Origin of the sequence: Bacteroides muris (ex Afrizal et al. 2022) (assembly GCF_004793475.1) — a bacterium.
In the GTDB taxonomy this organism is placed as follows: domain Bacteria; phylum Bacteroidota; class Bacteroidia; order Bacteroidales; family Bacteroidaceae; genus Bacteroides; species Bacteroides muris.
In genome coordinates this window covers 38686-62518 of the sequence record NZ_SRYZ01000004.1, presented here as the reverse complement: position 1 = coordinate 62518, position 23833 = coordinate 38686, and the positions used below count along the sequence as shown (strand labels likewise).

22 protein-coding genes and 2 pseudogenes are annotated in these 23833 nt (G+C 50.6%); 7 read left to right on the top strand and 17 right to left on the bottom strand.

Features of this window, described 5'->3' with window-relative positions; translation table 11 throughout:
• The 3 genes and pseudogenes from E5355_RS03200 to E5355_RS03190 all read right to left on the bottom strand — a co-directional run.
• Positions 1 to 732, bottom strand: coding sequence for a DUF4271 domain-containing protein (locus E5355_RS03200; protein ID WP_016272241.1), 732 nt, complete (start codon positions 730 to 732; stop codon positions 1 to 3).
• A complete protein-coding gene (locus E5355_RS03195) occupies positions 729 to 1316 on the bottom strand; it encodes a TIGR00730 family Rossman fold protein (protein WP_136009218.1) in 588 nt (195 codons plus the stop codon). The genes E5355_RS03200 and E5355_RS03195 overlap by 4 nt, the downstream gene beginning before the upstream one ends.
• A gap of 338 nt (positions 1317 to 1654) precedes the next feature.
• A pseudogene (locus tag E5355_RS03190) lies at positions 1655 to 2579 on the bottom strand (RHS repeat-associated core domain-containing protein); the annotation flags it as partial.
• 140 nt (positions 2580 to 2719) lie between these two features.
• Between E5355_RS03190 and E5355_RS03185 the strand changes: the two are divergent.
• Positions 2720 to 2911: a hypothetical protein gene (locus tag E5355_RS03185; RefSeq protein ID WP_316929046.1), complete on the top strand. Its 192-nt coding sequence runs from the start codon at positions 2720 to 2722 to the stop codon at positions 2909 to 2911.
• 122 nt (positions 2912 to 3033) lie between these two features.
• Here E5355_RS03185 and metK read toward each other — a convergent pair whose 3' ends face one another.
• The 13 genes and pseudogenes from metK to E5355_RS03120 all read right to left on the bottom strand — a co-directional run.
• Entirely contained in the window at positions 3034 to 4326 is a 1293-nt protein-coding gene (metK, locus tag E5355_RS03180; protein WP_136009153.1) for a methionine adenosyltransferase, read from the bottom strand.
• A 286-nt stretch (positions 4327 to 4612) separates the two neighbouring features.
• Positions 4613 to 5536 carry an Rpn family recombination-promoting nuclease/putative transposase gene (locus tag E5355_RS03175; RefSeq protein ID WP_016272236.1) on the bottom strand — a complete coding sequence of 308 codons (924 nt, stop codon included), beginning with the start codon at positions 5534 to 5536 and terminating at the stop codon, positions 4613 to 4615.
• A 125-nt stretch (positions 5537 to 5661) separates the two neighbouring features.
• Positions 5662 to 6396 carry an HAD family hydrolase gene (locus E5355_RS03170; protein ID WP_136009152.1) on the bottom strand — a complete coding sequence of 245 codons (735 nt, stop codon included), beginning with the start codon at positions 6394 to 6396 and terminating at the stop codon, positions 5662 to 5664.
• Between the two features lie 6 nt (positions 6397 to 6402).
• Positions 6403 to 7398: a lysylphosphatidylglycerol synthase transmembrane domain-containing protein gene (locus tag E5355_RS03165; RefSeq protein ID WP_016272234.1), complete on the bottom strand. Its 996-nt coding sequence runs from the start codon at positions 7396 to 7398 to the stop codon at positions 6403 to 6405.
• Positions 7388 to 8296 (bottom strand): CDP-alcohol phosphatidyltransferase family protein, encoded by a 909-nt coding sequence (locus tag E5355_RS03160; RefSeq protein ID WP_016272233.1) that lies wholly within the window; start codon positions 8294 to 8296, stop codon positions 7388 to 7390. Before E5355_RS03160 ends, E5355_RS03165 begins: the two co-directional genes overlap by 11 nt.
• Positions 8297 to 8303: 7 nt before the next feature.
• Entirely contained in the window at positions 8304 to 9863 is a 1560-nt protein-coding gene (locus E5355_RS03155) for an NTP transferase domain-containing protein (protein WP_136009151.1), read from the bottom strand.
• 327 nt (positions 9864 to 10190) lie between these two features.
• Positions 10191 to 10646, bottom strand: a complete 456-nt coding sequence (gene folK, locus E5355_RS03150) for a 2-amino-4-hydroxy-6-hydroxymethyldihydropteridine diphosphokinase (protein WP_016272231.1) — start codon at positions 10644 to 10646, stop codon at positions 10191 to 10193.
• Between the two features lie 29 nt (positions 10647 to 10675).
• Positions 10676 to 11734, bottom strand: a complete 1059-nt coding sequence (gene queA / locus E5355_RS03145; RefSeq protein WP_016272230.1) for a tRNA preQ1(34) S-adenosylmethionine ribosyltransferase-isomerase QueA — start codon at positions 11732 to 11734, stop codon at positions 10676 to 10678.
• Positions 11735 to 11808: 74 nt separating this feature from the next.
• The gene (gene truB, locus E5355_RS03140) at positions 11809 to 12525 is read right to left on the bottom strand and encodes a tRNA pseudouridine(55) synthase TruB (protein WP_016272229.1); all 717 of its coding nucleotides are present in this window, start codon (positions 12523 to 12525) and stop codon (positions 11809 to 11811) included.
• A 10-nt stretch (positions 12526 to 12535) separates the two neighbouring features.
• Entirely contained in the window at positions 12536 to 13339 is an 804-nt protein-coding gene (locus tag E5355_RS03135; protein ID WP_136009150.1) for an undecaprenyl-diphosphate phosphatase, read from the bottom strand.
• Positions 13340 to 13496: 157 nt separating this feature from the next.
• A complete protein-coding gene (locus tag E5355_RS03130; protein ID WP_136009149.1) occupies positions 13497 to 13739 on the bottom strand; it encodes a DUF3098 domain-containing protein in 243 nt (80 codons plus the stop codon).
• A gap of 212 nt (positions 13740 to 13951) precedes the next feature.
• Positions 13952 to 14824 carry a cell division protein FtsX gene (locus E5355_RS03125; RefSeq protein WP_136009148.1) on the bottom strand — a complete coding sequence of 291 codons (873 nt, stop codon included), beginning with the start codon at positions 14822 to 14824 and terminating at the stop codon, positions 13952 to 13954.
• Between the two features lie 213 nt (positions 14825 to 15037).
• Positions 15038 to 15931, bottom strand: a pseudogene (locus tag E5355_RS03120) (class I SAM-dependent methyltransferase); the annotation flags it as partial.
• 312 nt (positions 15932 to 16243) lie between these two features.
• On the opposite strand from E5355_RS03120, the gene E5355_RS03115 reads away from it, so the two are divergent.
• From E5355_RS03115 to E5355_RS03100, 4 genes are all read left to right on the top strand, one after another.
• Positions 16244 to 18316, top strand: a complete 2073-nt coding sequence (locus E5355_RS03115) for a DUF3836 domain-containing protein (protein ID WP_328515052.1) — start codon at positions 16244 to 16246, stop codon at positions 18314 to 18316.
• Between the two features lie 132 nt (positions 18317 to 18448).
• Positions 18449 to 18841 carry a DUF3244 domain-containing protein gene (locus E5355_RS03110; protein ID WP_136009146.1) on the top strand — a complete coding sequence of 131 codons (393 nt, stop codon included), beginning with the start codon at positions 18449 to 18451 and terminating at the stop codon, positions 18839 to 18841.
• A 31-nt stretch (positions 18842 to 18872) separates the two neighbouring features.
• Entirely contained in the window at positions 18873 to 19085 is a 213-nt protein-coding gene (locus E5355_RS03105; RefSeq protein WP_136009145.1) for a hypothetical protein, read from the top strand.
• A gap of 42 nt (positions 19086 to 19127) precedes the next feature.
• Positions 19128 to 19715 (top strand): hypothetical protein, encoded by a 588-nt coding sequence (locus tag E5355_RS03100; protein WP_136009144.1) that lies wholly within the window; start codon positions 19128 to 19130, stop codon positions 19713 to 19715.
• Between the two features lie 271 nt (positions 19716 to 19986).
• Here the strand turns inward: E5355_RS03100 and miaB are convergent, their stop codons facing one another.
• The gene (miaB, locus tag E5355_RS03095; RefSeq protein ID WP_136009143.1) at positions 19987 to 21360 is read right to left on the bottom strand and encodes a tRNA (N6-isopentenyl adenosine(37)-C2)-methylthiotransferase MiaB; all 1374 of its coding nucleotides are present in this window, start codon (positions 21358 to 21360) and stop codon (positions 19987 to 19989) included.
• A gap of 386 nt (positions 21361 to 21746) precedes the next feature.
• Between miaB and E5355_RS03090 the strand changes: the two genes are divergently transcribed.
• Both E5355_RS03090 and E5355_RS03085 read left to right on the top strand, forming a co-directional pair.
• The gene (locus E5355_RS03090; protein ID WP_136009142.1) at positions 21747 to 22127 is read left to right on the top strand and encodes a hypothetical protein; all 381 of its coding nucleotides are present in this window, start codon (positions 21747 to 21749) and stop codon (positions 22125 to 22127) included.
• A 94-nt stretch (positions 22128 to 22221) separates the two neighbouring features.
• Positions 22222 to 23718: an acetyl-CoA hydrolase/transferase family protein gene (locus E5355_RS03085; RefSeq protein ID WP_136009141.1), complete on the top strand. Its 1497-nt coding sequence runs from the start codon at positions 22222 to 22224 to the stop codon at positions 23716 to 23718.
• Positions 23719 to 23833 lie beyond the last annotated feature (115 nt).

The following is a 23833-nucleotide window of genomic DNA, read 5'->3' as shown; positions in this document are numbered from 1 at the left end:
CTAAAATTTTATTATCAAAAAATCGTTTAGCTGAATCACACCTTGATACAAAACAAAGCAAGGAATGATTTCGAGGGCACAAAAGTACAAAATTAAAAGTGAACTGCCATATAAATTGTTACAAAAAAGCTTTAGCCACTTGTATAACATCAATATTTTAGCAAAAAAGGCTAAAATCAATCCGATTACTATTGTCAACTGCAAACTCAAATCGAAATAGACTATGAATAGAGCAAACGGGAAAAGGGCGAACCCCAAATAATAAAGTAGCGTAGAATAGGACTCGAGCCATAACGTCGTAACACTTTCGTCAAAAAAAATCCAACCCAGAAAAGAGTAGAGCATCCACTTCAAGCACAAATAGAGGAGACACACACCGATGTAAATCCCCAGCAGAAGTCCCGGCGGCACATGGTGTACCAGTTCCGGCTGTATATCATTGAAGTAGCTGAAGATACAGACACCCGCAAGGATACAGGTCTGCAAGATGAGCAACAACAGATAACGCATGTCGGCGGCTGTGGAAGTGGCAAATATGCTGGTACGTTCGCGATGAAGCAGGAAGTCCTTTACCAGTTGCAGCAGAAACTTGCGGCTGCGTGACAAGACATAGGCCGACAGAAAGAAGCAGCACAAAAGGACCACGGTGATGCCATCGTCCATTCTCGGAGAATACGGAATGGGGATCCCCTCCGTCCCCACTACTGCCCAAGCCATCAACAGCCCTATCATATTGCAGCGAATTTACGGATAGAGGCGTCCCACAAAGGAGTGGTATGTATCAGCTCCACAGCTTCCTGCGGTGTCTGTGCCACATGCCAGATAGCACCGTGCTGCGTACGCATGAAGTTTTCGTCCACTGCCTGCCGAAGCATATCGAGCAGAGGGGCAAAATAATTCTTGACGTTCAGTATCACAATCGGATTCAGATACAATCCAAGTTGCTTCCAAGTAATGATTTCCAGCAGTTCTTCCAGCGTGCCGCAACCACCGGGCAGGGCAATGACAGCATCGCTCAAGTCGGCCATTGTCTTTTTCCGTTCGTGCATGCTTTCCACTTCCACGAGTCGGGTAAGTCCGGTGTGATGCCATCCCTGCTCCACCATGAAACGAGGGATGACTCCCGTCACCTTGCCCCCTGCCTGAAGCACCGCATCCGACACGGCAGACATCAGTCCCATGTTTCCCGCACCATTAATCAAACGGATGTGTTTTTGCCCCAGCAGAGTGCCCAACTCACGGGCTGCATCGAAATAAACGGAATCTATCTTTGTGCTCGAAGCACAATATACGCATACGGAATTTATCTTGTTCATCATCTTGTTACCTCCTTTTTTAGGTACCGCCACAAAGGTACATGATTTCGGGGAGATTTGAAACAAATTTCTTTCTTCCCACTTACGTCGGGGGATTTTTCATGAATCAATAACGGATTATGTGTGCCACAGGCACTGGTAAGGCACATTAAACAGGGCTACACCCTTTGCCCCGGATAGCTACACCCTTTGGGATAAATGGCTACACCATGTCAAGGAAAGGGTGTAGCCTTATATAAAAGGTAAAATTCCCCGCTGACATATAGTGATGAAAGCAGGGAATCGTTCACTTTATTGAATCAAAGAACCTTATATATCAATATTCGAGCCAAAAGTAATCCATCAGGGTCAATCCGATTAATAGGATTATTCCCGCAATAAGCATAAAGACCGGTATTGAAATACTTCTCTGCCAGCGGGTCAACCGTTGTAAACCTCCCCAGCGCCGCATCATAATGTCTTGCCCCATAATCATACCAATTCAGCCCCTTCTTCGTGTCAAGCTCCTTGCCGTTGTACTTGTAAGGCTGAACGTTGTTGGTACTGGCGAACACTCCACCGAAGGGATAGTAATGGTTCGTCTCCTCCACAGTGCCGCTCTGGTTGATGACTACCCGGTTGTTCCCCTGATGGTCTTGCAAGTAGTAATGGTACTTGCCGTCACTCAAAGTAACATAGCCTTCATCGGTCAGCAGCAACTTCTGAACACCGTTCTCATAGACCACGTTTCCGCAATAGTCCGTCGTGGTGGTAGTGCTGCCTGTCTTATGGACAGTTTTCAGCTTTGTGCCGTCGGCACCATAAGTATAGGCAATCGTACTACCGTCACTGAACGTGACCATATTGGGCAAATTCAATACATTACTAGGTAATTGTACTAATTCTCTTGTTTAAATCTTTAGTTAAATTTCCATTGGAATCGTAAGTGTATTCGTTCGCCTGCTTCACGCCGTCCTTGAACTCGAAGCCACCACCGTAGGCGGAAGCCGCTGCCGCATCGTCCACGCGGTTCAACTGATTGCCACCGAGGGTGAAAGTCAGGTTATCAATCAGTCCGTAACCGGAAGCAGCGGTCTGACCGTAACGTTGCAAGGTCTTGATGTTGCCGTTCTTGTCATAGGCGGTTACATTCTCACTGAAACGGTCGGTGTTCGTATTGATGCCGGCTGTTTCGCCGTAGGTCGCGTTCAGCAGCCTGTCCAGCCCGTCGTAGGTGAACTTGTATCCTCGTACAGTGCTTTCATTCCCTGCTTTCCAAGTCATGCTGCTGATGCTGCCGTTGTACTTGGCTGTACCGTTACCGGTGTTATAATACAGATTCTGCGTGAACTTGCTTCCGCTGACACCCGTCAGCTCTCACAGAGAATCCCGGATACGTCACCTTCTCCGTCACCGATACCGGCATTCCCCCGGAATACTCGGAAACCATCTTCGAACGCTTTGAAAAGGCCGACAACTTCGGGCAAGGCACCGGCCCGGAACTCAACATCTGTTGCCTCATCGCCGAACGGCTGAAAGGGAAAGTGCTGCTGGACAAGGAGTACAAGGAGAGGGAAAGGTTCGTGTTTATCCTGCCGATGAAAAAATCCATTTGAAGAGCAAGACCAAAACAACAAAGGCTGCCTCTTCCGCATCCCCGGAATGCCGGTATATGCAGAAGGGCGGCCCTCTATAATAAATAGCCGTAAAGCTATGCTGATTACAAATCGAAGGCTGATTACAAACCGAATGCGGCTTTCACCTTGTCCACGTAGTCCAGCTTCTCCCAGGTGAAGAGCTCTACCTCTACATCCTTGTTGCCCTCGTAGCGGCTCTTGAAGTGCTTGACGATGGTCTGCGGCTCGCGGCCCATGTGCCCGTAGGCGGCAGTCTCCTGATAGATGGGGTTGCGGAGCTTCAAGCGGTCTTCGATAGCTTTGGGACGGAGATCGAACAGCTCGTCAATCTTGCGGGCTATCTCACCGTCGCTCATGTTGACATGGCTGCGACCGTAAGTATCCACGAAGATATTGATAGGACGTGCCACACCGATGGCATAGCTCACCTGTACCAGCATCTCATCGGCCACACCGGCAGCTACCAGATTCTTGGCAATGTGGCGGGCAGCATATGCTGCGCTGCGGTCTACCTTCGAAGGGTCTTTGCCGGAGAAAGCGCCGCCGCCGTGGGCACCCTTGCCGCCGTAGGTATCTACAATAATCTTGCGCCCCGTCAGCCCGGTGTCACCGTGAGGACCACCGATTACGAACTTGCCCGTGGGATTGACGTGGTATGTGATATGGTCGTTGAACAATGCCAGCACCTTTTCATGATGGATGGAAGCAATAACACGCGGCATCAGAATCTCGATTACATCCCGACGGATTTGAGCGAGCATTTCTTCATCAGCCTTGAGTTGTGCGGCCTCGCTGTCGTCGGCAGGCTGCACGAAGTCGTCGTGCTGGGTGGAGACTACGATGGTGTCGATGCGTACGGGCGTGCCGTTGTCATCATATTCGATGGTCACCTGGCTCTTGGCGTCGGGACGGAGGTAGGTCATCACCTTGCCTTCGCGACGGACGTCGGCCAGCACTTGCAGGATGCGGTGTGCAAGGTCCAGTGAAAGCGGCATGTAATTTTCCGTTTCGTTGGTGGCATAGCCGAACATCATTCCCTGGTCTCCGGCACCCTGCTCCATAGGATCCTGGCGCTCTACACCCCGGTTGATGTCGGGGCTCTGCTCGTGGATGGCGCTCAGCACGCCGCACGAATTGCTCTCGAACATATACTCGCCTTTGGTATAGCCGATTTTCTTGATTACTTCGCGTGCGATGAGGGGCATGTCAACGTACGCTTTGGTTTTCACTTCTCCAGCCAGCACTACCTGCCCGGTAGTAACCAGAGTTTCGCAAGCTACTTTTGAACTGGGGTCGTAGGCCAACAGTTTGTCAAGCACAGCGTCCGATATTTGGTCGGCCACTTTGTCGGGGTGTCCTTCAGACACCGATTCGGATGTGAATAAATATCCCATTTCTGTTGAGAATTGATAGTTGATAATCGATAGTCCGATGAATGGAGAAAGGTATATATGAGTAGGTGCGTCCGGCACGCGCGGGCCGTCAGGAAAGGATGTGTTTTAGCATTTTTTTCCGTGGTTGCAAGCTACTCAAATCTCTCCACATATCGTTTTCGGGCGCAAAGATAAAAAAGAAATCTTGTATCCGCGCTACGGACGGCGGAGATTAACACTGATTCACATGACTCTTTCGGATTCCAATTCCTAAGTCCGAAGAGCGATAACTTTCTTGACTGTTTGCCTATAACGCCTCTATTTCTTCTGCCGATAGCCCGCTGCACCGTGCTATGATTTCCACGGGGATGCCTTCGGCTTTCATCCTCAGTGCCATCTCCTTTTTTCCTTCTTCTATTCCTTCGGCTTTTCCTTTGGCTAATCCTTCTTCTAATCCTTCGGCTCTTCCCTCTGCTCTTCCCTCTGCTCTTCCCTCTGCCCTTCCCTCTGCCCTTTCGGTATGGATGTTGTCCCTTAGGATGACCACATTGTCCAGGTGGCGGTAGTAAGCTTTCAGCTCGTCGGGCGACAGCTTGTCCAGCTGCAGCTTCTCCCTTGCCTCGGACAGTCCCGGCGCGGTGGCGTCTTCCGGAATCTCTCCGGTGTTGAGGAAGTATATCCATTGCTCCAGGGGCACCTTCGACCATCGGTCGAAGTCGTTCACCTTGAGTATGTAGTATTCCGGATATAGCTGGCTCACCTCGTCCGCCTTGAACGTCTGCTTCTGGAAGGGCGAGAGTTGCAGCAGCTCGTTGTTGTGTATGCCCCTGAACTCGGTCTTTCCGTGGTACACGAAGTCCGTTCCGCTTCCGAGGGCGAAATATACGATGTTGATGCTGTATATCTTCCTGATTTTCTCGTATCCCTCCCCTCTGTTGATGTATTCTGTCACCAGCTTGGACGTTCCGAACAGCATGCGCTGGAAGTAGGCGTACTCGTTGTTGTTCTGTATCTCGAAGAGCAGCAGTTCTCCCGTCTCGTCCTCCGCCAGCAGGTCCACGCGGTTGTACTTGTCGTATTCGCTTTCCTGGTTGCTTTCGCTCTCCAGCAGTCTCTTGATGATGATTTTCTTCTTCATCAGTGTGGTCATGAGCCCTTCGAGCACCGCGAAGTTCGCTTTGTCTCTCAGCAGGCGTTTCATGGCCCAGTCAAAACGGATGTAGTTGGACATGGTTTCTCCTCCTCTTTTTTGGGTTATTACTGTTAGTCGTTCGCAAAGTAACGGATTAAAATCTTAATAACCAAGGGATGAGGAGGAGTCTTTTGTTTTGGGGAAGTTAGAAGGAGTTATCTCCCTCAAATAAACTCCAAACACCGTTCTATCTCCTCCAGTTCCGTCACTACCACATCCACCGGATTGCTGTCGGCGTCGCGCGGCTCTTCCCATTGGCTCCCTTTCAGCCAGATGGTGCGGCAGCCCAGGGCACGGGCAGGCTTCATGTCCTTGTCGAAAGAGTCGCCTATCACCGCGGTTTCCGACACGGGCAGGTTGCAGGCACAGACACCCAAGGCAAAAATAGCCGGATTGGGCTTGCGCACACCCACCACAGCCGACTCGATGACGCAGTCGAACAACGGCAGCAAGGCGGCGTCCTGCAACACGGTGTGCAAGTTTCCGTAAAAGTTGGAGACGAGCACCATACTATACTTCGGCCTCAGCCTGCCCAGCACCCTGGCACTCCGCGCCAGCACCTCGCGAGTACATCCGTCGGCATACGCGGCCATGGCCTCTGCCAACTCCTCGCGGGGGGCAAAGGAAGCTGAAAGCATGCCCTGCTCCTGCAAGTACCCGAGCTGGATGCGGAGCTTTGCACAGAGCACGTCGGCAAAGTGGAAATGAGGTTGTATCAGCGGATGCATGGCCAGCGTCCGTTCGCCGTGGATATATGCCTTGCGAAAGGCATCCTTCGCCACCGGCACGTCGAAGTGCCGGTATACCTCCCAAAGCACCTCTCCCCAATGATTGCCGCCCGTATCAAGCGTACCGCCAAAATCAAAGATAAGCCCCTTCACGTTCAATTTGTCTTCCATAATGTTTCATGTATTTTGTTTACTGTTCCCTATCTTTATCAGTACAATCCCTATAGCTATCCACACCAATTCCCTCACCCGGGTGATGAGTCCGGTATAGACACCCAATGCTCCCGACAGATGAAGCCCGCCCACTGCAAGCGCCAAGCCTCCCTCACGCGCGCCCAGCTGCATTGGAGAAAAGAATATCAGATTGCTGAACAACGACGAAAAAGCCAGAATCAGCACTGCATCACCCACACTTACCTCTGCCGAAAAGGCGCGCAGGACGAAGTAAATCTCAAGACTCGACAAGAGGCGCGCCATGAATTCCAATACCAGCGAACTGTAAAACGTCTTCTTGTGCTGTCCGTGAAGCAAAGCTATCTGCTCGTCTATCCGCACCAAAGTCTCGCGCTTGGACTCCAGGAAACCGGATGCCCGCTTCCTGAGAAAAGGAACTTTCTTCAACAAGCCCAGCGCCTTCAGCATCATTCCTGCCCGATAACCCTTCAAAAAGAAGAAGACGGCCAGCAGACAACATGCACCCACCACGGCCAGCAGCAATGCCATGGAGAGACTTACCGGATACATGAAAATATAAAGGAATATAGACAGGAACCAAAACCAGATATGAGAGAATATGTGCATCATGACATACAGAATGACCGAAGAAGATGCCTTACTCACTCCTGTATAGGGGGCAAGTTCCATAATCCGATAAGGCTCGCCGCCCATCAACCCGCAAGGCGTAGTATAATTCAGCGCAAATCCGCTGACCGAAAGCTTATATACCTTCCAGAAGGGAATGGGGTATTTCTTCCCGTCGTTGATAATCAGATACCAGGAACAAGCATTCAGCAAATAGACGAAAAGCCAGAGCAGCAATACGGCGGGAAACCATATACCCGCACGCAGCAGGCTTCGTCCTATCTCGGAATAATCCATGCGCATCGTACAGACCATCAGCACTACGGCAAGAATCCCGAAAAGCATGAACCAGTTGCGGTACTTATTCTTCATAACGGTCTATGTTTCGGTTCAGACAATTGCAATGTTTCTCATGCCGGAAACGCATGTAGAAGAACAAGACGTTCAGCACCGTCGCCTCAAATACGAAGTAAGCCCAAGGTATTCCGGCCAGCACCGAAACAGACAAAACAATGGCACGCACATTGAAGGTCAGCGCATTGGCATACTTCATCAGCGGACGGCTCCCCCGACGGAAATCGTCACGGAGACTTTGAGGCACCGTCTCGGGAAACCTCCTGCCAACCTCGGAGATGAAGCGCTGGAAAGCAGGCGTCATCTGTTCCTGCGAACGGGTATAACGGATGTAGAAGAACAAAAACAACTTCTGCAGGCAATCTCTCTTCCAGCCGAGAGTACGATAGGACTCGCGCAACCGCCGCGATGTGTCCAGTTCGCTGTTCTCCTTCCCCTTCAGGAAGAAAAGGTGGATGTTCCGGTAGTAATCGGCCAGCTGGCACTGCTTGGCATGGCACACCAGCCCCGAAAAGGCTCCCAGTACCCATATCCCGATTCCCCACTCCGGTTGCAGCCGCAGGCAGACAGCCACATAGATGGCCAAGAACCAAAGGTCGCCGGCAAAGCCGTCGAGTATGCGCCCGAGCAGGGTCTTCTGTCCGGTAAGGCGAGCCAGCTGCCCGTCGGCGCTATCATACATATTCGCCCATACCAGCAAAAGTATGCCCAACACATTCAGACAGATATCCTTGTAATAGAACAACACACCGGAAGCCACGCCCAGAATAATGGAGAAGACCGTCACCATGTTGGGATGTACGCCCAGCCGCCTGAACAATAACGCCCAGCGATAACCTGCGGGACGATAGAAAAGGATGTCAATCCACTCCTCCGTATCGGCCGACTTCAATGTAGATACAAATTCATTTCCCATTCGTTTGCTATTTTTTGATATGATTCGCTATCCGTTCCATGATATACCCTGCTATCTTTTCGGCAGCCTCCACGCGGCAAGGAGAAAAACTGGGCCAGTCGTTAAAGTCGAATATCTTCATCTCACCGTTCTCCATCACCACGCAATCGCCTCCGTAGACGGGGACATCCATGACCCAAGCCGCCTTGTCGGCATATTGTTTCAGCAGCCCCACCGAGAACGGAAGTCCCCTGGCCTCGCCGTTCACGGCTTCGAGCCCGAACTTGGTATGCGACACCATCGAAGGGTAAAACCAATGGAAGAAATCCGTGCCACGCACTCCGTAGAACTTTACCAGATCACCGCGAAGATGCTCGTTCACCACCACTACGCCGATTCCACGCTGTCTGAAACGGGCCATTGCCTGCTCTGCCTCCCGGCGGTTCTCCACATAGCAGACATCGTCTTTTATCATCGCACAAGCATCACCCCGCTTCACCCAGCACGGATATGTCAGGTCGTCCGGAAGAGTATCGTCCGGCCTTATAATCCGGCTCTCAGGATGCGGAATGCCATTGCCCGTCAATATCTCCGTCATCGGGACACGGACACAGTTGGCCACTCCAAAACCGGAATTGACCACCAGCCTACCGTCCTTCTCCAGTTGCTGCAACCGGGAGATGGCGGCTTCTCCACGGGCCATGCTATAGAAATAATCGGCCTCCACGCATTGCTCCACAAAATCGGCCTCGGTATAAATCACCACGATTGCTCCTTTCGACCTCAACCTTTCGGCCACTTCCCTGAGGATGGCGGCATCATTGTCTACCAAGTTGGGCGAATATGCGTTTCCACGGCTTATTCCCACAATCTTGACCGGACGGCGTACGGGTTCTCCCTTCAAGAATATCTCCGCCTTGCGGATATCGTCTTTATGGTCTACATCTACTATCTTCGCAAAGGGGCAGGCCTTCAGCCTGATTCCTTCCGCTATCAATGCCCGCTGGAAATTCCGCATACGCGACATTCCACCACGAATGCACTTCTCGAGCACGTCCAAGGCATTCGGCTTCAAACAATAGATACCACCGGAAACGTATTTGTCCTCCGGTTCCTGCGTATCGTGAAATCCCTTGATTCGGCAGCCTCCGTCCGTAGCCACATATAGCGGCTTCTCATCGTCCACAAACGGAGTGACGGCCATGCACCCATCCGCATCAGCCGTTGCAAATGTACGAATATATTCCTCAAAATCATCTTCTTTGAAAATCGTATCGACAGTAGTGAGACAGAACGGACCTTCCCGCAGATAAGGAGCAATGGCATGAAGACTGTGCATGGAGCTGGGAGTGTCGCGGACCACCAGCCTCAGCGGTACGGGCAAGGACAACTGTTCCAGGTGTTCCTTCACGGATGTGCTCCTCTCATTGACGATGACAACAATCTCCGTGGCACCATTGTCTACAAAGATGCGCAACAAGCGGTCAATCATCGGTTCCCCCTGAATCTGCACCAAAGGTTTGCAACACTCCACCCCTTCTTGTAAAAGACGGCTTCCCTCGCCTGCAGCTATAACGGCAAATTTCATAATATCACTAAGGCTTTCAGTCCCTCCAAACCTGCTGAATAAAAAACGGAAGCGTGGAACTGCGTGCCACTTATCCGTAGTTGAAGGTCCTAGGAAAACCCGAAAACAGAAATAGATGGACAGCAGACCCACGCTGAAACCAGCGTAGGAAACATACCATGCCATTCTCTGTTTTCTTGAAAATTTCCTAGGTTTTCAACTATCAGAATGAGCATTACGCTTCTTACAATATTATCTCACACAAAAATCGAGCGAAGACACTTCTTCAATCTCATATGCAAATATAGGGAATATGTCTGTTCCCTACAAACATGTGTATTCTTATTTTTACAACCCTCTGCCGGCTGCTATCTCCAATACGCTCCGGGGCGCTATCTCCGCCAGCGGACGCATCACAAAATCGCGTTCGCGCATCAGCGGATGGGGAAGTTTCAATCCGAGCGTATCCAGCACAATGTGAGTGCCGTCGTCGGCAAAACATAGCAGCAGGTCGATGTCTATCACGCGGTCGCTATACACCGCATTGACAGACTTGTGCGTACGCCCCATCTCATGCTCGATTTCCTGCGTTGTTCTCAGCACCTCCAAGGGTGCCAAGGCAGTTTCCACGCAAAGTGCGGCATTCAGAAAAGTATTATCGGAAGAAAAGCCCCAAGGGGCAGTAGCATAGAAAGCAGATAGGGAAATCACTTCCCCTATCTGCTTTCCTATCTTCAAGACGGCCATGCGGAGGTTCTGCTCTTTATCGCCGAGATTAGTGCCAAGACTGAAGTAAACGGTCATATATCGTGTATATTCAAGGGAGGGAGAATTTATCGGTCTGTAATCAGCATCGCATCTCCATACGTACCAAAGCGGTACTCCTCCTTCAAAGCCACGTTGTATGCTTCCATCACCTGCTCGTAACCGCCGAAAGCGGCCACAATCATCAGTAGCGTGCTGAGCGGCATGTGGAAGTTGGTTATCATGGCATTGGCCACGGTGAAGTCGTATGGCGGGAAGATGAACTTGTTGGTCCATCCCTCGTATTCCTTCAAGTGTCCGTCCGTGCTGACGGTGCTCTCGATGGCACGCATCACGGTAGTGCCTACGGCACAGACTTGCCTGTTCAGGTCTTTGGCATGGTTCACAATCCGCACGGCTTCCTCGTCCACAATCATCTGCTCGGAGTCGGTCTTGTGCTTGGTGAGGTCTTCCACATCAATGTCGCGGAAATTGCCCAGACCGGCGTGCAGGGTGACATAGGCAAAGTCGATTCCCTTGATTTCCATACGCTTCATCAGCTCGCGGCTGAAGTGAAGGCTGGCGGTAGGCGCCGTCACGGCTCCCTCGTTGCGCGCAAAGATGGACTGGAAACGTTCGGCGTCGTCCGGTTCTACGGGACGGTTGATGATGCTGTGGGGCAGCGGCGTTTCGCCCAGCGCATAAAGAGCCTTCTTGAACTCATCGTGCGGACCGTCGTAAAGGAAGCGAAGCGTACGCCCGCGCGAAGTGGTGTTGTCGATAACCTCCGCCACCATGGAGTCGTCATCGCCGAAGTAGAGCTTATTGCCGATACGTATCTTACGGGCAGGGTCCACCAGTACATCCCACAACCGGAGCTCTTCGTTCAACTCGCGCAGCAGGAACACTTCAATGCGCGCACCGGTCTTCTCCTTATTTCCGTAGAGGCGGGCGGGGAAAACCTTGGTATCGTTGAAGATGAACACATCCTTGTCATCAAAATAGTCCAGAACATCCTTGAACATCTTGTGCTCAATCTCACCCGTCTTGCGGTGCAACACCAGCAGACGCGACTCGTCCCTGTACTTCGTGGGGTGCAAAGCTATCTTCTCTTCGGGAAGCTTGAATTTGAATTGCGACAGTTTCATAAGTATATAATGTGCTAATGTGCCGACGTGCCAATGTGCCGATGAAGCGCAAAGCAGGCAGCACGTGTTAATAATCAGTTTTCTTCTGTTTCTATCTCCTGCGCGTCTATCCACTCCTTGAAGTCGAGGGGATTAAGACAGTCCTCCAGCCGGACGTCGCCCACGCGGGTACGCTCAAGGGCCGTGAGGTGGGCGCCGCTCTGCAAGGCTTCGCCGATGTCGCGTGCCAAGGCGCGGATATACGTTCCTTTGCTGCACACCACGCGTACTTTTATCCACGGCTCGGCAATGCCCAGCCCGTCGTCCAGCAGCTCTATCTCGTCGATGACCAGCAGCTTGGGTTTCAGTTCCACCTCCTCTCCCTTGCGGGCAAGGTCGTAGGCACGTTTCCCGTTCACCATGCAGGCCGAGAAAGCGGGAGGCACCTGCTGTATCTCGCCGACGAACTTCTTCAGCGTCTCCTCCACCAGCCCGCGGGTGATGTGCTCCGTGGGATAGGTGGCATCTATCTCATGCTCCAGGTCGTAAGAGGGAGTGGTGGCACCCAAGCGGATGGCGGCAACGTACTCCTTCGTGTGATACTGGAACTCCTCAATCCGTTTCGTGGCCTTGCCCGTACAGACAATCATCACCCCCGTGGCAAGCGGGTCGAGGGTACCGGCGTGGCCTACTTTCAACTTTTTCACCTTTATCCGCCGGCAGATGTGGTAACGCGCATGCCCCACAACCTTGAACGATGTCCATCCCAGCGGCTTATTGAAATAGAGGACTTCTCCTTCTTTAAAATTCATCCGTATCAGTTTATCCGTTAATCAAGCTCAATACCAGCGTCGCAGCGCCAGCTATGGCGCAATAGACGGCAAAATAAATCAGCTTGCCCTTCTTCACGATATTTATCATCCACTTGCAGGCCAGACAGCCCGAAACAAAAGCAGCCAGGAAGCCTACCATCAGCGAAAGCGCAGGGATATCTCCCGCAACCGCCTCACCTTTCAGCATCTTCATCCCGTCCAGCAACGCTTCACCCAGAATGGGGGGTATCACCATCAGGAAAGAGAACTGTGCCAGCTTCGCTTTGCTGTCGCCCAGCAGCAGACCGGTTGCAATGGTGCTGCCCGAACGGGAAAGCCCCGGAAGCACTGCGCATGCTTGTGCCAGGCCGATGACGAAGGCATCCTTCATGCTGATGTCCTCCTTCTGTTTCGGCTTATAATAATAGGAGAAAGACAGCAGCAGAGCCGTCAGCAACAGGCAGCAGCCCACGACGAGCAGTCCCGAACCGAAAATGGCCTCTACCTCGTCCTTGAAGAATACCCCTACAATGCCGATAGGTATCATGGACACCAGTATATTGACGACGTAGCGCGTCTCCCCGTTCATCTGCCACTTGAACAGCCCCTTGAAAATCCAGTCAATCTCTTTCCAGAGCACCACCAGCGTGCTGAACACCGTGGCCACATGCACCACTATCGTAAAAGCAAGATTCTCCTCTCCCTCAACGCCGAACAATGCCGAACCGATGGCAAGATGTCCGCTACTGCTCACCGGCAGATATTCGGTCAGTCCTTGAATAAGCCCAAGGATAAGCGCTTCAAACCATTCCACTATAGTTATTTATATAAATTATGAGTTATGCGAATCAGTAGTTGAAAATAATTTCTTTTTTACCGTTTATGAATCGAATGTGATATACCGATTATCTTCATTCCCCTCCTCCGGTTGGAGGAGGGGTGCCCGCAGAGCGGGGTGGTAGGTAAGAAATCTATTGCTCTTCCGCCCCGCCGCCTTTCGGCTTGTGCAACACGGCATATATCATGAACACAAAGCCCAGCAGGCAGACCGCAGGGGCCACCTTGATGCGTCTCACACTGAATATGTCCGGCTCGAAGTTCGTCGGAGTAGACGCGGGGCCGGTCATCAGAAGAAAACCAATGACAACCACTGCCATTCCGATGGCAAGCAGGATAAAATTGGTCTTGTCAAAAGCGAATTTCTCTTTACTCATCTGGTTATTTACTATTTAACTATTTACTATTTAGCCGTACTGCAAAGCAGCACTTTCTCTCTATACACTTCACCAGAGAAGCTTGTGAAAGCTCTCTTAAGGTTTTCTTTTCAGGCGCGGATTACACTGTTTCAAGCCGCTGTCATTGCACAACTTCCGTGAGATCCGCGTAATCCGTGCCTGAAACCATATCGCTTATACACTTCAGTGCGTTAAATATAATACAGCGCACTTGCCTTCATCCTCAGATACTTGTTGATGGAAAGCAAGGCGCACAGCCACGTGATAAGCACTCCGAACACCAGCACGGCGCCCGACACCAGCACCATTACTTCGGGTGTAATCACCCTAATCAGTTCCGGTTCGTAGGACACCAGCCAACAGGCAGCTCCCCACAGGATGCCGTCGGCTATGAAAGCGGCCAGCACACCTATCCAGAAATTGCGCCGCAGAAACGGGCGGCGGATGAATCCCCAGCTTGCCCCCACCAGCTTCATGGTGTGAATGAGGAAACGCTTGGAATATATGGCCAGACGGACGGTGTTGTTTATCAGCGCAAAGGAGATAAACGTCAGTATCACGGCCAGTCCCAGGAGCATCAGGCTGATGTTCCTTATATTATCGTTCACGGCATCTATCAGGTCTTTCTGGTAGAGTACTTCCTGAATGTCGGTATTCTTCTTAATCAGCTTCTCTATCTTGGCGATGCTGTCCGAATTGGCATAGCCGGAATGCAGCTTAATCTCGATGGAGGCAGTGAAAGGGTTGTAACCGAGGAACTCCTGCGGGTCTGTGCCCATCGCCTCGGTTTGCTCGCGGAGCGCCTGCTTCTTGGAGATGTACTCCGTCTGCTTCACGAAAGCCTCCTTGTCCAGCCTCTTCTGGAGCTTCAGAATGTCGCTTTCCTTCATATCGTCGCTGACTAGCACGGAGAAGCTGATGTTCTCCCTGACGTATATGGAAAGATTACGAGCTGCGAGCACAAAGAATACCACCAGCCCCAAAAGCAGCAACACCAGCGTCGTACTGATGCTGGACGTAATGAACTGCATGTCAAAATAGGATATCGAATTCTTCTTTCCCATAGGCCTCTCCCCTAACCCCTCCGACTCCCCCGTTGTCGGGAGAAAGCAATCCCGTAGGGAGGGGAATAAGTTTGATTTTATTTATATATTGATATTATTTTAGTTGTTTCTCTCTCCCATTTCAAGAGTATCTCCTCCCTTTCTTATACAACCCCCTCCTGTTCCAGAAGTATCTGCCCCCCTCACTATGGGGGAGCGGTCGGGGAAGAGGCTCTTCTTCCTGAACACATAAATCATGGAACTGCTGCGCTCCTTCTTCACCAATGCACTGAACCATGCCAGCGTACCGGCAACCATTCCCCTCAGGAAAGTACACGAACGCCCCATGTGCTTTTCCGTCAGCATGGATACGTAGAAGGCATCGAACGGCATGGGATGGCGCTCCGCCATGATGAAGCCGTGCTTGGAACCGAATTGCTGGATGGTGCCCGGCGTGAAGTGCCACAAATGGCGGGGCACATCGTAGGCAGCCCAGTAAGCCCCGTATTTCTTTGCATCGAAGGAGGAGCAGTTGGGCACGGCCACAATCAGCACCCCTCTTTCAGTCAGCAGGGAGTGCAGGGATTCCCACGTTTCGTTGAGGGGTTCCAGATGTTCCATGACGTGCCACAGGGTGATGACGTCGAAACTGCCTGGTGCAAAATTCTCCAGTGCCGTAGGAGGTTTCACATCCAGATGGAAACGTTCCTTGGCAAAGGCACGCGCCTGCGCACTCTTCTCCACAGCCTCCACCTGCCAGCCGCGACGCTGCATGGCATCGGCAAAATAACCGGTCCCCGTACCCAAATCCAGCAGGCGACCCTTCTTACGGTGCGCTTCACGGAGCACAAGGCGTGCCTTGTGTCCCAGCATATAATTGCGCACCCAGTGGTACACGGAATTCATTGCCCCCTTGCGGGTATCGGTATGTGAAATGTAATCAGGGGTTTCGTAGTAACGGCCGATTTCAGCCTCCACAGGAAAGTCTTGTGTGAAAAGGAAACCGCAATCGCGGCAGCGGCACAAGTGGAACATTTCGCCCGAGGCATAATAGTCCACACATGTCAAGGCACGCTCCAAATGCGTTCCACCACATAACGGACAAGCTTTTATAGTGAGTTTATTCATCGAACGTTCTGTCAATAAGGAGGTGCAGCCCAAACTGAACAGACCGCACTACACCTAAATTTGGTGCAAAATAACAAATAAAAAGTGGGTTATAGGGTTTCCATTAAGGAGATTTAAGAAAACAAGCGCTTGCGCCCACTCCTCCGGAGAGGCCGATGACAAAGGCCAGTGCCTGACGCAACAGACACCAGTGTCTGTCACGACAGAGGCCAGTGTCTGCCAGCCTGTTCGATATTGAGCGGACAACTGTCCGATAACGGACAGTCTGCATAAATATTTATTCACTGATTATCAGAAGTTTAATTCTTTAACATAGGAATTGATTCTTATCAAGCGAAAACGTTCGGGAAGAAGAGCAACCGGAAAATCACCAACGAAGAGGTGAAAAACGAATTAGTGGTTGCCAAGACCATCTTCAAGCAAGACGGCGCGCAACTTTACCGCCACATCCGTTATGAATACTCTTATGACGACCGGCAACGCCTGACCTGCAAGGAAGCCTCCAAATGGGACGGCGCCAAAGGCGCATGGATGCCCGAAAAAATTCACAAAATTCACAAAAATGAAAGCACGCCCCCATGCCGTGCTTTCATTTTTGTTTTATCTTTGCCCCACACATCAAAAACTACACCCATGAAGGCAACTATGCTGACCCTTATCTTATTCTTTACCTCCCTGTACTTCTGTTCGTGCAGCGAACACCGGTATCCCCGCGTCCTCCTTACGGCCGACTCACTGGCACAAACCAGCCCCGACAGCGCCCTCTCGCTGCTGAAGCAACTGAAAGACAGCATCGGCCGCGAACCCGAAGAAACCCGCATGTACTACCACCTGCTCCGCATCAAGGCGCAAGACAAAGCCTACATCGCACATACCTCGGACAGCCTCGTCCGGCAAGTGGTGCGCTACTACCGGAAGCACAAAGACCCGAAACTCCTGCCCGAAGCGCTATACTATGCAGGACGGGTGTATCGTGACCTGGGGGACGCGCCGCAGGCACTGGAGTATTTCCAGAGAGCAATAGAGGCAGCAAAAGGCAGCACAAACCACAAGCTGCTGAGCCTTATGTACAGCCAGACCGGAATGCTCTTTCTCTATCAAGACATCTATGACAAGGCACCCGAAATGTTCAGAAAAGCCTATCACTACAGCACGTTGGCACAGGATAGCATCGGAATCGTGTACAGGCTGCGCGACATCGGCCGCTCCTTCACCACCCTGCAGCAAGCCGACAGTGCCATCTACTACTACCGGAAAGCGGATGAACAGGCAGAACGCATCGGAAACCTGCACCTGAGAAGTATCGTGAACAGTGAATTGTCAGGATATTATACTGATTTGGAGAGATATGAAGAGGCGTACAAGGCAATGCAGGTGGCAATAGTACAGTCAAAGGCAACAAACCTATACGCACTGTATAGCACTATCGCAAGTTACTATAAAGGTAATAATCAGTTAGATTCGGCCACCTATTATTATAATAAAATGCTATCTGCCAACGACTACATCTACAAAAAAGAGGCTTATCGGGGATTATACAATATCGCAAGAGCAAAAAATAAAAATGAAGAGACTTTCACGTATCTAGACCAATATCTGGCATATACGGATTCCGTTCAGAGCATGAAACAAGCAGAGATTATACGAAAAGCAAATGCGTTATATAATTATCAATTGAATCAAAAAGAAGCCAAAAGCTTTAAAATACAGACTTTCAAAGAAAAAAGGCAGAAGGTACTTTTCGGCATCGCTTTCATTTTCTCTATTATTCTGTTCATCGCCTATCGGGAATATCATAAAAGGAAAGAACAAAACATAAAAACACAACGACAAAAACTTGATAGAATACAAAAAGAGCAATACAAACAGAGTCTTGCCCAAATCGAGAAAAACCGGAAAGAAATCGAGAATTTAGAAGTCTCCTTACAAGAAGCAACAGCTTCACAAGACGAACTGCGCCACGCCTTGCTTTGTGCGCAAAAAGAGCTAATCGAAAAAAGCAATGAACAGATTGAAGCCAGACAAAAAGTACAAACTCAAGCAGAGATTACATTGAAACAATCTGCCATTTACAAGAAGTTTCACAATCTACTTCCACAAGAAGAAACAAACAAAATAAACAACTCCGACTGGGAAGAACTAAACCATACAATAGATGAAACCTACAATCAATTCAGTCAACGCTTATTGGAATTTTATCCCATATCAGACATTGAACTGAAAGTATGCCTGCTTATAAAAATAGGCATTCCCCCAAGACAAATAGCCGCCTTAACCATACGCAGCAAGCAAGCCGTCACCTCCATACGTAAACGATTATACAAAAAGCTTTTCGATGAAGACGGTAGTCCGGAACAACTAGACTGTTTCATACAACAATTCTGACACGTAACCCTTCTCGCGTACTTCGCGTGACAGTATGCAATATACAGTTGCGTACCAAGTGCGTACTGCATTTTTGGGCAATACGCAATAAAACGACATACCTTTGTCGCAAATTCTAAAGCACAGTATATCATGAATAACAAGCTATTTATATTGGCGATATTAGTTTTAAGTATTTTGCCAATGTCATTCCTTCAAGCTAAAAAGAAAGTTATAACATTAACACAATTGCCTGCCTCTGATATAAACCAAAGTCAATGGCAAAGAAAGGAGCGTTCCATAACAGGAAATAAACTCTTTGTCCTACATGATAAAGACATTTTCTACATATACTCGGATAATTTGATAGAAGAAGTAAAACTCACCATTAGAAACAGACATAACGACATCATATATTCCACTATTGAGCCTATATTTTCTGACAAGGAAAACATATTCGAACTAAATATAGGTTATGGAAAGTACGTGATAGAATTGGAATATAAAGAAACCGTCTACTATGGCTATTTCGAAATAACAGAATAAAGAATCATTAATTTAGAAAGGTACAAGAAATATGAGAAAAGAAATTTTGCTTATCGCATCCTTGTTCATGCTTGGAGCATGCTCGAACGATGTAGAAAAAGACTTGAAATCAAATGCAGAAATCAACAATGCGGAATTGAAGATTACCATTGCAAAGAATGAAGACATGCTGGTCTTCAATAGCAACGAGGATTTTCAGAATGCTATTTCTAAATTGAACGCCGCTCCCACTGTAGATTTATAAACTAACCGGACTTAATTACCCAATACTAAACCCACAATTATTATGAAACATGTAATGCTATTCATCGTCCTCTGCCTGCTCTCACTCGGAGCACAAGGACAAACCGAATCGGGAATCATCGTCGAAGGTGGTACCGGAAACATCAAGACCAAACTGACCCCGTCCGCCGCAGCAGCAGCCGGTTCCTACGACGTAGACTACAAGTACAACCTCTCCTTGGGCTACAAGTTCAGACTGCATGCCAATCAGGCCTCCCCGTTCTTCTTCGACCTAGAAGCCGGATTGGGAATGAAGTACTATGACTACACGTTCGGGAAAATGCCGGGCGAACCCGCCTTGGTGAAGGGAAGTGCCAAGAGGTTCTCCGCCTTCGCCACCGGAACGGCCAACTACACCCTCTACAAAGGGCTGAGCATAGGTGCAGGCATCCAGCCCACGTGGTTCTTCAACCAGAATGGCGGAAACAGCCGGAAATTCGACATCCCGGCAATAGGAAGGATAGCCTACCGCTTCAAAGCCTTCGAAGTGGGCCTGAACTACAAGCACGGACTGATGAACAGCTTGAAGACCGACTACCTGAAATCGGGAAAGTTCAGAGAATACACTCTCTCCGTGTGGGTTCCGTTCTAACCGGCACCATCCATGCGCCGGAGGTACCGGCAGCCGTTAAAGAGGGTTATTCGGCCCCGGCAACTCGCCAAAGGAAGTGCCCCTCCCTTTTTTCGAAGAATTTGAGGGTGTGTCATAATGCCCGAATAGAAAGATTTACCCCTGCTACAGATAGCTGTGGCAGGGTTAATTTCTTAAAGAACAGAGGACACACCCTCAAATTTTTTTATTGGGGCATTATGACACGCCTCCGGCTCCTACAGCTCCTTGACGAAGTCTGTGTCTTGTCCCTTCAGCCAGCCACCTCTTCTCCCTTCAGTGTGGCCGAACTGGATTCGGTAATCTTCACCATCACAAAATCGCCTATACGGTGCGAGCCGCGGTCGAACACCACCACACGGTTCTGCTCCGTACGCCCGAACAACTGGTCGCGGCTGCGCTTGCTGACGCCTTCCACCAGCACCTCGTAGGTCTTGCCTACGCAACGGGCATTGGCCTCGGCGGAAAGACGGTTCTGCAAGGCGATGATTTCATTCAGACGGCGAATCTTCACTTCCTCGGGCACGTCGTCCGGCAGGTGCTTGGAAGCATGCGTGCCGGGGCGTTCGCTGTACTTGAACATGAAGGCAGCATCGTATCCGCACTCCTCCATCAGCGAAAGGGAAAGCCGGTGGTCCTCCTCCGTCTCACTGTGAAAACCGGAGAATATGTCCGTAGACAAGCCGCAATCGGGAATGATGCGGCGGATGGCTGCCACGCGGTCCATATACCACTCGCGGTCGTACTTGCGGTTCATCAACTTCAGGATGCGGCTGCTTCCGCTCTGCACCGGCAGGTGGATGTGCTTGCACACGTTGGGCATGTCGGCAATGACCCGGAGGGTTTCGTCGCTCATGTCCTTGGGGTGCGAGGTGGTGAAACGGATACGCACGCCCGGCGCCGCCTCCGCCACGGTGCGGAGCAGCATCGGGAAGGTAATCGTCTCTTCGTCCGGTTTCTCGAAGCGGTAGGAATTGACGTTCTGTCCCAGCAGGGTGACTTCCTTATAGCCCTTTGCCACAAGGTCGGCCACTTCGCCCAGGATGCTATCCACATCACGGCTGCGCTCGCGGCCACGGGTGTAGGGAACGATGCAGTAGGTGCAGAAGTTGTTGCAGCCGCGCATGATGGACACGAATCCGGAGATGTGGTTTCCGCAGATGCGTGAGGGGATGACATCCCGATAGGTCTCTGTAGTGGAGAGCTCCACGTTGATGGCTTTCTCGCCGGCTTCTACCGACGCTATCAGTTCGGGCAGGGTGAGGTAGGCATCCGGCCCCGCCACCAGGTCCACATGATGGTTGGTAATCAAGTCGTTCTTCACACGCTCGGCCATACAGCCCAGCACACCCACTATCAGACCGCGTTTCTTCTTCCTGAGCGAGTGGAAGAATTCCAGACGATTCAGAATCTTCTGTTCCGCATTGTCGCGGATGGAGCAGGTATTCATAAACACGGCATCGGCTTCCTCCAGGGTGTCGGCCACCGAATATCCCGCCATCTGCATGACGGATGCTATCACTTCACTGTCGGCCACGTTCATCTGGCAACCGTAGGTCTCGATGAACAATTTCTTGTCGCCATCGGCAGTTGCAGATTTAAAGTCTGCTCCCGTTGCTTTTTCCATAATCAGTTCGTTTAAAATCAATTTATATCATTTTGAAATCTGTCATTCAAGATGCAAAGATACTCCTTCCCTTCCAATAAACTGATGAAATAGAAGAAAAATGCCATTACAGATTGCCAATCTTCAACCTGTCAGCTAATTAATGTTAAGAGAGCGAACATTTTCCGAGTGCGGATTTGGCATAGAGAAAATTAATTCACAAATTTGTGAAGTGAAAGAAACATTAGATTTTTTCATAGTTAAGGTTTAGGTTAAAAAAATTAAGGGGAGCTGTGAAGCTGCCCTTTTTTATTACCGATTCCTTGCCCGTAATCAGATTAAATAATTAACTTTGCCCAAAGCGGAGATAATTGCCCTGTCTTTGGGCGGAAAATAAGGAAAGAATTATGGAAGATGTCTTCAAGTTTCTGTTAGTTGCGGCTGTCATAGCCACCGGACTCATCAGGCAGTTTAAGAAAGAAACAAACAAGAATGCCGACAAGAGTCCCGGCATACCTATGCCCGATGTGGACAACCCGCTGCCCGAAAACTGGGGCGGAGGTACTTACGGCGGCTTTATTCCCGAAGGTCCCAAGCCGACAAACAAACCGAAGACGGTATCCAAACCGTCCGCCAAATCCAAATACACTTCCATAAAGGCCTCGCCCCCCTCCCCCGCATCCCATCCGCAGGAGCCCGACGAAGCAACATCCGAATACGGCATCCACTCGGCAGAGGAAGCGAGGAAAGCCATTATCTGGTCAGAGATACTTCAACGGAAATATTAAGACAGCGGATAATGGAGAACTGATGACGGAGAAGCTATGACAAATACTTAAGAATTCCTTCAGAACCTTTACACGAAAAATAACTATTTATATTATGGCACTCAATTACATTTCGGCAGCAGAAGCTGCGAGCCTCATCAAACATGGCTACAACATCGGCTTGAGCGGATTCACCCCCGCAGGAACAGCCAAAGCCGTCACGGCTGAACTTGCAAGAATCGCAGAAGCGGAGCATGCGAAAGGAAACCCGTTCCAGATAGGCATTTTCACCGGTGCCTCTACCGGCGATTCCTGCGACGGCATTCTTTCACGCGCTAAAGCTATCCGTTACCGTGCCCCCTACACTACCAACGTGGATTTCCGCAAAGCCGTGAACAACGGTGAGATAGCCTACAACGACATCCACCTCTCGCAAATGGCTCAGGAAGTGCGCTACGGTTTCATGGGAAAAGTAAACGTCGCCATCATCGAGGCATGCGAAGTGACCGAAGACGGTAAAATCTACCTGACGGCTGCCGGCGGTATCTCTCCGACCGTCTGCCGCCTGGCCGACCGGATTATCGTAGAGCTGAATGCCGCCCACAGCAAGAGTGCCATGGGCCTGCACGACGTCTACGAGCCTCTCGACCCGCCCTACCGCCGCGAAATCCCCATCTACAAGTCGAGCGACCGCATCGGACTGCCCTACATTCAGGTAGACCCGAAAAAAATCGCAGGCGTAGTGGAGACCGACTGGCCGGACGAAGCACGCGGCTTTGCCGATGCCGACCCGCTGACCGACAAAATCGGACAGAACGTGGCCGACTTCCTTGCCGCCGACATGAAGCGCGGCATCATCCCGCCCACCTTCCTGCCGCTGCAATCGGGCGTGGGCAACATCGCCAATGCCGTACTGGGCGCTCTGGGACGTGACAAGACCATCCCCGCCTTCGAAATGTACACAGAAGTTATCCAGAACTCCGTTATCGGACTTATCCGCGAAGGCCGAGTGAAATTCGGCAGCGCCTGCTCGCTGACCGTGACGAACGACTGTCTGGAAGGCATCTACCAGGATATGGACTTCTTCCGCGACAAGCTGGTGCTCCGTCCGTCGGAAATCTCCAACAGCCCGGAAGTGGTGCGCCGACTCGGTGTTATCTCCATCAACACCGCCATCGAAGCCGACATCTACGGCAACGTGAACTCCACGCACATCGGCGGAACCAAGATGATGAACGGCATCGGCGGAAGCGGTGACTTCACCCGCAATGCCTATATCTCCATCTTCACTTGTCCGTCCGTTGCCAAGGAAGGTAAAATCTCGGCTATCGTGCCGATGGTTTCGCACATGGACCACACGGAACACGACGTCAACATCATCATCACCGAACAAGGTGTGGCCGACCTCCGTGGCAAGAGTCCGAAAGAACGTGCACAAGCCATCATCGAAAACTGTGTCCATCCGGACTACAAGAACATTCTGTGGGATTACCTGAAACTGACCGACGGCAAGTCACAGACTCCCCATGCCCTGCGCGCTGCACTGGCTATGCACGCTGAGCTGGCCAAAAGTGGAGACATGAAGAATGTAGACTGGGCACAGTATAAATAAACTGCTCCCTAAAAAGGCGGAGAAAAACCGCCCGAAAGATATACCGCGTTGCATGTATATTTCCGGTTTGCTGGATCTATATATGCAACGCGTTGCATATATAGATGGAACACGC

Bases quoted from the DNA above. Each gene is read 5' to 3' on its own strand.
- E5355_RS03200 (WP_016272241.1), bottom strand. From the start codon at position 732: ATGATAGGGCTGTTGATGGCTTGGGCAGTAGTGGGGACGGAGGGGATC.
- E5355_RS03195 (WP_136009218.1), bottom strand. From the start codon at position 1,316: ATGAACAAGATAAATTCCGTATGCGTATATTGTGCTTCGAGCACAAAG.
- metK (WP_136009153.1), bottom strand. From the start codon at position 4,326: ATGGGATATTTATTCACATCCGAATCGGTGTCTGAAGGACACCCCGAC.
- E5355_RS03175 (WP_016272236.1), bottom strand. From the start codon at position 5,536: ATGTCCAACTACATCCGTTTTGACTGGGCCATGAAACGCCTGCTGAGA.
- E5355_RS03170 (WP_136009152.1), bottom strand. From the start codon at position 6,396: ATGGAAGACAAATTGAACGTGAAGGGGCTTATCTTTGATTTTGGCGGT.
- E5355_RS03165 (WP_016272234.1), bottom strand. From the start codon at position 7,398: ATGAAGAATAAGTACCGCAACTGGTTCATGCTTTTCGGGATTCTTGCC.
- E5355_RS03160 (WP_016272233.1), bottom strand. From the start codon at position 8,296: ATGGGAAATGAATTTGTATCTACATTGAAGTCGGCCGATACGGAGGAG.
- E5355_RS03155 (WP_136009151.1), bottom strand. From the start codon at position 9,863: ATGAAATTTGCCGTTATAGCTGCAGGCGAGGGAAGCCGTCTTTTACAA.
- folK (WP_016272231.1), bottom strand. From the start codon at position 10,646: ATGACCGTTTACTTCAGTCTTGGCACTAATCTCGGCGATAAAGAGCAG.
- queA (WP_016272230.1), bottom strand. From the start codon at position 11,734: ATGAAACTGTCGCAATTCAAATTCAAGCTTCCCGAAGAGAAGATAGCT.
- truB (WP_016272229.1), bottom strand. From the start codon at position 12,525: ATGAATTTTAAAGAAGGAGAAGTCCTCTATTTCAATAAGCCGCTGGGA.
- E5355_RS03130 (WP_136009149.1), bottom strand. From the start codon at position 13,739: ATGAGTAAAGAGAAATTCGCTTTTGACAAGACCAATTTTATCCTGCTT.
- E5355_RS03125 (WP_136009148.1), bottom strand. From the start codon at position 14,824: ATGGGAAAGAAGAATTCGATATCCTATTTTGACATGCAGTTCATTACG.
- E5355_RS03110 (WP_136009146.1), top strand. From the start codon at position 18,449: ATGAATAACAAGCTATTTATATTGGCGATATTAGTTTTAAGTATTTTG.
- E5355_RS03105 (WP_136009145.1), top strand. From the start codon at position 18,873: ATGAGAAAAGAAATTTTGCTTATCGCATCCTTGTTCATGCTTGGAGCA.
- E5355_RS03100 (WP_136009144.1), top strand. From the start codon at position 19,128: ATGAAACATGTAATGCTATTCATCGTCCTCTGCCTGCTCTCACTCGGA.
- miaB (WP_136009143.1), bottom strand. From the start codon at position 21,360: ATGGAAAAAGCAACGGGAGCAGACTTTAAATCTGCAACTGCCGATGGC.
- E5355_RS03090 (WP_136009142.1), top strand. From the start codon at position 21,747: ATGGAAGATGTCTTCAAGTTTCTGTTAGTTGCGGCTGTCATAGCCACC.
- E5355_RS03085 (WP_136009141.1), top strand. From the start codon at position 22,222: ATGGCACTCAATTACATTTCGGCAGCAGAAGCTGCGAGCCTCATCAAA.